At 48.8% G+C, this 7065-nt stretch carries 6 protein-coding genes and 1 tRNA gene; all 7 read right to left on the reverse strand.

Annotation, left to right across the window (positions count from 1 at the left end):
* The coding region (gene uxaC / locus ACI31J_RS06895) for a glucuronate isomerase (protein ID WP_439773694.1) at window positions 1-1286 on the reverse strand (1286 nt) is incomplete at its 3' end.
* A 32-nt stretch (window positions 1287-1318) separates the two neighbouring features.
* On the reverse strand, window positions 1319-2797 hold the full coding sequence (locus ACI31J_RS06900; protein ID WP_439773695.1) for a glycoside-pentoside-hexuronide (GPH):cation symporter: 1479 nt from the start codon (window positions 2795-2797) through the stop codon (window positions 1319-1321).
* 409 nt (window positions 2798-3206) lie between these two features.
* The gene (locus tag ACI31J_RS06905; protein ID WP_439773696.1) at window positions 3207-4220 is read right to left on the reverse strand and encodes a LacI family DNA-binding transcriptional regulator; all 1014 of its coding nucleotides are present in this window, start codon (window positions 4218-4220) and stop codon (window positions 3207-3209) included.
* Window positions 4221-4357: 137 nt separating this feature from the next.
* Window positions 4358-4431, reverse strand: a tRNA-Thr gene (locus ACI31J_RS06910).
* Window positions 4432-4609: 178 nt separating this feature from the next.
* The gene (locus tag ACI31J_RS06915) at window positions 4610-5629 is read right to left on the reverse strand and encodes a zinc-dependent alcohol dehydrogenase family protein (RefSeq protein WP_439773697.1); all 1020 of its coding nucleotides are present in this window, start codon (window positions 5627-5629) and stop codon (window positions 4610-4612) included.
* Between the two features lie 19 nt (window positions 5630-5648).
* Window positions 5649-6059, reverse strand: coding sequence for a VOC family protein (locus tag ACI31J_RS06920; protein ID WP_439773698.1), 411 nt, complete (start codon window positions 6057-6059; stop codon window positions 5649-5651).
* Between the two features lie 29 nt (window positions 6060-6088).
* Complete coding sequence (gene scrK, locus ACI31J_RS06925) at window positions 6089-6967, reverse strand: fructokinase ScrK (RefSeq protein ID WP_439773699.1); 879 nt, start codon at window positions 6965-6967, stop codon at window positions 6089-6091.
* Between the last annotated feature and the right edge of the window lie 98 nt (window positions 6968-7065).

Consider the following 7065-nt stretch of genomic DNA (forward strand, 5'->3'; position numbering starts at 1 on the left):
CGGAAGTATTCGTGCCGTGGGTATGACAGGAAGCTCCGGGAGTCAGTCAGCATCCCGACGAAGTTTGGCAGCAGACTTTGTTGAGCAAAGTCACGCAGTTGGGTGGTCATTCCTTCAGCGGTGTCGTTGAACCACCATGCAGCACCCAGTTGCATCCGTTGCTTGCCGCCTTCAAGGAAGCAGCCCATCAGGGTTACTAATTGCATCCAGTCATTTGGATTCAGGGAGTAGAAGATGGTCTTTGGAATGTCATTGCTGTCCCGCATCTTGGAGTAAAGTTGTTGGATTTGGGCAACGATGTCTGGTTGGGTCCCCATAGCGTCGTAACCGGTATCCTGACCGAGTTGCTTGAACATTGGGTGGTTGAGGTCACGGATGGAGTTGATGTGGAATTGCATCGTCCAGTCGTACTTCTTGTTGAGCTTCATCATTTCTTCCAGGAACATGGTCAGCCACTTGTCGTATTCAAGACCAGTAACCTCTTCGTTTGCTTCGGCCTTCTTCATGATGGCATCCAATTCTTCATCACTGGCTTCAGCAAAGTGGTAAGTCAACAGAGAGTGGTCAGAAAGACGGCCGCCCATGTCATTGAAGTATTGGAACCGTTGCTCCATGGCCTTGATCAGGTCACGGAAGGAGTTGATTTCAACACCGGAAATGTCACCCAATTGCTTGATGTATTCGGCAAAGGTTGGCTTGTTGATTTGGATCAGGTTGTCAGGCCGCATGGCTGGCAGAGTCCGGAAGCCATTTTCACGTTCGTCCTTCTTCAACAGCTTGTGGTAGTGCAGATCAGAAGCTGGGTCATCAGTGGTGCAGACCGCCTTGACGTTGGACAGCTTGATCAGGTTACGTGGCTTGAAGTCTTCGGTTTGCAGGAGGGCATTGGCCTTCTTCCAAACTTCTGGGGCGTTCTTAGTGGTCAGTGGTTCATCAATGCCGAAGAAACGCCGCAATTCAAGGTGCGTCCATTCGTAAACTGGGTTACCAACGGCCTTTTCGATCGTGCCGGCCCAGGCCATGAACTTGTCGTAATCGTCGCCGTCACCGGTGATCAATTCTTCAGGAACACCGTTGGCCCGCATCAGACGCCACTTGTAGTGGTCACCGTAGTGGTCTTCGTTGATCCAAACCCGGGTGATGTTGGCATAGTTCTTGTTCTCATAAATTTCTTCTGGGTTCAAGTGGCAGTGGAAGTCAATGATTGGCATGTCCTTGGCATAGTCAAAGAATAACTTCTTGGCCCAGTCATTTGTTAACAGAAAGTCTTTACCCAATAAAGTCATAATAAATTCCTCCTAAAAACTAGCATCCTAAATTACTTAACATCTTCGTCACCGATGACACCGTGTTCCCACTTGCCTTGGTCAAGGTCAGTGGCGATTTGCTTGAACTTATCGTCGCTAATCTTGTACAAGAAGCCGATGATGATTGCGGCCATGATCAAGCAGAAGCCAGGGTAAAGGGTCATTGCGGCCTTAATCCCTTGCAGGGTCTTGGCTGATTGTTGGGCGTTGGCAACGTAACCAGTAACGGCCAGGACACCGGCACTAACAAGGGCAGCAAGTGACTGCGCAATCTTCCGGGAGAAGTTGAAGGCGGCGTAAGTAATCCCTTCCTTACGCATCCCGGTGTGCCATTCACCATAGTCGATGGCGTTGGAAACCATGGCCCAAGTGATCCCGTTTGGAATAGCCAAGGCAGTGTAACCAATCGTTACCAGGATGATGAAGGTAATCACGTTCGTTGGCAGGAAGAAGTTCAAAATGTTGGCAATAGCACCGACAACGAATGACCACATGGCGGTCCGCTTTTGACCGAAGTGCTTCGTCAGGGTAGGAATCATGAAGACACCCACGATGGAGCACCCCATCATAACCGCGTTGATCACTGGCTGCAGGCCGATGTTACCCAGGTTGTACTGAGCGTAGAAGACCATCATCTGGTTGTTGGTGTTCATGGCTGAAATCGTGAACAATGTCATCAGAATCAACGCACCCAGTGGGCCGTTAGTAAAGATAACCTTGATGTAGTCCTTGAACCCTTCACGCTTGGCGTTTTGGTCACGGTGGACCTTAACATTTTCCTTCGTTCCGAAGTAGCAGACGGCAAACATTGCCACCCCGATGATGGCAAAGACGGTTGCGGCAAAGAAGTAACCGTGAAGCTGGTCCTTGCTGCTCATCCCACCGCCGACTAATTCCATCAGCGGAATAAAGGCCACCCCGGCAATAAACTGGGCACCGACGGAACCAACTTGCCGGGTCGTCGCCATAAAGCTCCGGTCCTGCGGGTTCCGCGACATTACCGACGCTAGCGATCCATACGGGTCGTTAGTAAATGAATAAACAACCCCCCAGATCATGTAGACAGCGTATGCATAGATGATCTTTTGTGTCGTGGTCAGTCCCATTGGCATGGTAAACGTGATCACCGTCATAATCCCAAGAATGATTGCTGAGATCATCATAACCGGGCGGAACTTCCCCCGCTTACCAATGTTCTTCCGGCCATCGACATATGAACCGGCGATTGGGTCCATGAAGGCATCAAAAATCTTAGTAAACGCGAAGATCCCGGCAACCGCACCGGCACCAATGCCGGCAGCATCAATCCAGAACTTAGTCAGGTATGCCTGACCAAGGTCAAACATAAAGCCGTTCCCAAAGTCACCAAAACCATAGAAGATTTTTTGGTGGGTTGGAATCTGCTTATTATAATTATCTACTTTTTTAACCTTACCTGTACTTTGTACCGAAGTCGTTTGCTCGGCACTGGCGGTATTTTGATCGCTCATACGGTAAGCCCCTCCTTCAAAAATACGCACACGTGAACAATTTTTATAAAAATAAAAAGGCGCCTTATTTGTCCACATGTAAACATAATATAAGCTAAAAGCTGTAACAACAATACATTAATCTAAGGAAACGTACGACAACGATCGCTGATCGCTCATGCGTTTTCCCTTACATTTCCTATAGTAACACACTTCAGCTGAAAACGTTAACAATTTTTGTGAAAAATATAACATATTCTAAAATAGTATATTTTGCATTCCAAAATCATATATTAAAAAATATAAAATATGAATAAAAATTAACGAGCTTGCCCGTGTCGCTCACGGTCAACACCAGTGCTAGCAACGGTTTCACCACTGTATATACAAATAAAGAGAATCACACTGACGCCTGCCAGTAGAGATTCTCCTAATCAATTTTTTTAACTGAGTTCCGAACGACTAATGATGGCTTTACGCTTATTGAAGTCGGCTGCGGAGGTTGCACGTTATCAATCAGTTCCTTGAGGACGCTGATCCCATACTCCGTCACCTTGTCCGTCGGCTTTCTAATCGTCGTAATTCGGGGATTGTAATACTTCGAATACGTGTTGTCATCGAAGCCGATAAAGGAAATATCCTCCGGCACCTTAAAGCCGTAGTCCTCACAGGCCCGGATCGCCCCAATCGCCATATCATCGTTCGCGGCAAAAACACAGGTCGGCAAGTTTCCCGAGTTGAGGAGGTCCTCCATCGCCTGATAGCCAGATTCCAGGCTGTAGTTTCCCTTCAGATACCACTCGGCCGGAATTACAACTTGGTGCTTTTTCAACCCATCATCGAAAGCCTGCAACCGCAACCGGGCCGATTCAAAGTCCGGGCGACCCGTAATCATTGCAATCTTGTGATGACCCATCCGCAGCAAGTAATCAACAGCCACCATGGTGCCGGAATAGTCGTCGGACGAATAGTTGTACAGGTCCGGCCGCTTAATCTTACGATTCAAGACGACCATCGGTTTGCCGGTTTGGGCTAGCTGGTCGATATATTCGTCATCCGATGTCGACTGGCTCACCACCAGGGCACCATCGAAGCGCAGATTGATGCTTTGGTGGGACCGGCGAAGGTTGGCAAAGCTATCAACGGCAATCTCATACCCCTTTGGCAGCTGTTCTTTTACCTGGTGAATAACCGAAGACATGAAACTCGGCGAGGTCCCGTTAGACATGTCTGTAAAGTAGATGGTAATAATGAAAGACTTTTTCTCAACCAGCGCCTTAGCATTCAAATTAGGGGTATAGTTCATCTTCGCCGCAAGTGCCTTAATTTTGTCCTTAGTTGCTTGTTTGACCAGCGGACTATCATTTAAAGCACGGGAAACGGTGGTATGCGAAACATTAGCCGCGTCCGCCAATGTTTTTATCGTCACTTTTTCTTCACTCACGTTACAGATCCGTCCTCTATTTCTATAAAATTAATTATATATATAATATTGAAAATGATCCATGATGTCAATCAGGCCACCGAAGTCCGGTGAATAGTCATGGATCATTCTTCTCAGGTAAGCATCAGTTATGCTTAAGCCGCCTGGCGGAGTTGAACCGCCGTGTCACCCTTACCATGGATGTGCTTCTACCTATCTGAGCTAAGGCGGCATTTAAAGTATAACTGAAGCAACCGATAAAAGGCAAATGACTCCTGGTATTTGACCAAGTCAAACACCAGGAGTCATTTTAGTTAAAGAGTGCAAGGCCTTGCAAGCGGTGATAAGGAGCCACTCACCGTCAGTTTTTTTGCTGTTGCTACCACGGCCTTGCCAAAAAGCTTTAGTAATTAGGCATCTTCACCGGCAACCTTAACAATTGCCTTGGAAATGTTGCCCAGCTTACCGCTGACAAAGTCTTCTACGTGTGCGAAGTCCAGGACATTAGAAATCAATGGCAGTGGATCAACATCACCTGATTGCAGCAGGGCAATGGAGTCTTCAAAGGTGTAAGGGTTGATGAAGGTCCCTTGAATAGTCAGTTGCTTTTGGTAAACCTTGTAAGTGTTGACCTTGAATTGTGAGTCAGGGTTACCAACACCAAACATCAGGACTTGACCGCCACGGCGAGCAGCTTCAACGGCTTGTTCCTGAGTCTTTGGCAGACCAACGGCTTCAACCACGATGTCGTAGGAGTCGTTCTTGATTTCTTCAGGGTGGGTCAGGTTGTTGATGGTCTTAAAGCCGAAGTGCTTCCGGTTGTTTTCCAGCTTCTCGTCAACGGTCCCGGCAAGGGTAACTTCGCGAATACCACGTGCCTTCAGGATTTGGGCGATTAGTTGACCTTCGAAACCATCACCGATGATCAAAGCGTTTTGATAAGGGTGAGTCGTCAGCAGGTCAACGGCGTGCATTGCGCAGGAGATTGGTTCGATAACTGCTGCCGCTTCCAGGGAAACGTTGTCTGGAACATGGTAGACAACTTCTTCCGGTGCCGTGAAGTATTCTTCGAAGCCACCATCACGGGTAACACCGACAGCATCCAGGTGCTCACACAGTTCTGGCCGTGATGTCCGGCAGTAGAAGCACTTGTGGCAATAGATGTTTGGATCAACGCTGACCCGGTCGCCAACCTTGAAGTCTTCAACCTCAGAACCAACCGCAGCAACTACCCCTGAGTTTTCGTGCCCCAGAACAATCGGTGGAACGGCATCAGCAGAACCAGGCAGCCCGTTATACAAAGCCTTGTCAGTCCCACAAATACCAGCCCAGGCAGTGTGAACGAGGACTTCATTTGGCTTAACTTCCGGCTTCTTGTAGTTGTCATCAATTTCTAGCTTCTTCTTACCCGTCATTACTAAAGCTTTCATCAGATATTCCTCCTAAAAATCAATCTTTAACAACTTCACAAAATTCGATGGTTTCATCGTTTGGGCCAACGATATTAAAGAACTTAATACCATGCTTCCAGTAGTCAAGGTGCTGAACCTCATCTTCCTTGACAGCAAAGCCCTCTTCCTTGGCGGCCTTGAAGGCACCATCCGCGTCTTCCACGTTTAGGGAGATATGGTTGATGGCCCCCGTCTTATGAACGGCACCATCGCTATCCCAGATTTCAAGCATCAGGTAGCCAGCCTTCATGAAGACCACCTGGTGACCCTGGTCGTCCGTATAGAACTGGCCCTGCTTCTTAAAGCCGAGCTTCTCCCAGAAGGCAATCGTCTTCTTGAGGTCGTCAGTTGGGATCCCGACATGTGCTAAATCATCATAATAACCCGCTAAACTCTTGTTGAATGCCATTACTTTTTCCTCCTTAAATCGTGGATAAACTAATTTGTGGCCGCCTTCAATGCCAGGGCAAAGTCCCCAATCGTGGCTGAGCCGTTGTTCTGGGCCAACGGCATCGTGATGTATTCATCCACGTTGCCAACATCGACGTAGTTATTCAAAAGTTTCTTGAACTCGCGCCGAACCTTCTTCAGGAACTCCTCGCTGACGACCCCGCCACCGAAGACAATCTGGCCGGGCCGGAACATCAGCGTGGCGTCCAAGGCCGCTTGGGCAACGTAGTAAGCCATGATGTCCCAAACGTGGTCCGTCAATGGCACATCCTTGCCCTTCTTGCCGGTCCGGGCTTCAAAGGTTGGGCCGGAGACCAGGCCTTCCAGGCAGTCGCCGTGAAATGGGCAGATGCCCTTGAAGTCAAGGTCATCTGGGTGGCGCTTCAAGCGAATGTGACCCATCTCAGGGTGGCCGAGTTCACCGACGAACTTCCCGTCAATGACGGCGCCGGCCCCACAACCGGTACCGATCGTGTAGTAGACCAGGGAGTTGATCCGCTTATTAAACAGTGTTGAGAGGACGTATTCACCATAGGCTGAGCCATTGACATCCGTGGTCCAGGCGATCGGAATGTTGAAGTGCTTCTTGAACGGCCCTACGAAGTCGGTGTCCGCCCACCCCTTCTTAGGAGTGTTGGTGATGTAACCGTACTTCGGCGAACTCCGCCGAATCTCAATGGGACCGAATGAAGCAATCCCGATAGCGGACAGGTCGTCCTTGTACTGGTCAAACCACTCGATGCACTTTTGGATGGTTTCCTCCGGGGTCGTGGTTGGTATATGAATAGAATCTTGAATTTGATAATTGATGTTACCGACCGCACAGACAAACTTGGTCCCGCCGGCTTCAATACTTCCTAACAGCATTGCAAATTCCCCCTACTCTGCTTACTTATTTTCGTCCATCTCAGCACGCAGCTTCTTGCCGACTTCTTCGTAACCCGGCTTGCCCAGCAGGCCAAACA

The sequence above is a fragment of the Limosilactobacillus sp. genome, from assembly GCF_051873075.1.
In the GTDB taxonomy this organism is placed as follows: domain Bacteria; phylum Bacillota; class Bacilli; order Lactobacillales; family Lactobacillaceae; genus Limosilactobacillus.